The sequence below is a fragment of the Microbacterium sp. B24 genome (assembly GCF_000333415.1).
GTDB lineage: Bacteria > Actinomycetota > Actinomycetes > Actinomycetales > Microbacteriaceae > Microbacterium.
On record NZ_BADB01000292.1, the window covers coordinates 1 to 1,026 of the forward strand.

1 protein-coding gene and 1 pseudogene are annotated in these 1,026 nt (G+C 70.7%); one reads left to right on the forward strand and one right to left on the reverse strand.

Annotated features, from left to right (window positions below; translation table 11 throughout):
- A partial coding sequence (pncB, locus tag I5I_RS07560; protein WP_036318208.1) for a nicotinate phosphoribosyltransferase occupies nucleotides 1-767 on the reverse strand: 767 nt, incomplete at its 3' end.
- A 66-nt stretch (nucleotides 768-833) separates the two neighbouring features.
- Here pncB and I5I_RS07565 point away from each other — a divergent pair.
- A pseudogene (locus I5I_RS07565) lies at nucleotides 834-1,026 on the forward strand (glutamate racemase); the annotation flags it as partial.

Here is a 1,026-nt window from a genome sequence, read left to right on the forward strand (position 1 = left end):
ATGCGCAACCCGCCGAGGCCGGTGCCGGCGACGCGAATCGCGGTCTCGACGCCGCGGCGGATGTCGTAGGTGTCGATGAGCAGCGTCGTGTCGGTGCCGTGTGCCGCGATCTGGCTGCGGAAGGCGTCCTCTTCGCTGTCGTGCAGCAGAGTCCACGCGTGGGCGGCGGTTCCCATCGTCGGGATGCCCCACTCCCGCCCTGCCTGCAGGTTGCTCGTCGCACCGAACCCGGCGATGTAGGCGGCGCGCGCGGCCGCGACGGCGGAACGCTCTCCGGCGCGGCGGGAGCCCATCTCGGCGAGGGGACGGTCCCCGGCGGCGATGCTCATGCGTGCGGCGGCGTTGGCCACCGCGGAGTCGTGGTTGAGGATGCTGAGGGCCAGCGTCTCGAGCACGACCGCTTCGGCGAAGGAGCCCTCGACGGTGAGTACCGGCGATCCCGGAAAGTACAGCTCGCCTTCGCGGTAGCCGCGGATGCTCCCGGTGAAACGGTAGTTCTCCAGATAGCGCAGGGTCTCGGCTCCGACGACGCGGTTGTCGCGGAGGTAGCGCAGCTCGTCGTCGCTGAAGCGGAACGCCCGCAGCTCCTGCAACAGCCGTCCGGTGCCGGCGACGACGCCGAAGCGGCGCGCTCCCGGGAGGCGCCGTCCGAACAGCTCGAACACGCAGCGGCGGGCCGCTGTCCCGTCCCGCAGGGCCGCATCGATCATGGTCAGCTCGTAGCGATCGGTGAGGAGGGCGGACGACGGGGCCTCGGCGCGGGTCATGCCGTCACTCTAGCGATGGCGCTGGTGACGTCGCCGTCAGCGCAGCGGCGGGTAGGGTGGAGAACCGTGAATGACGCACCGATCGGGATCTTCGACTCCGGTGTGGGTGGACTCACGGTGGCGCGCGCGGTCTCGCAGTTGCTGCCGCGCGAGTCGGTGCTGTACATCGGCGACACCGCGCATTCGCCCTACGGCCCCAAGCCGATCGCGGATGTCCGCCGCTACAGCCTCGAGGTGCTCGACACCCTCGGGATCAGGG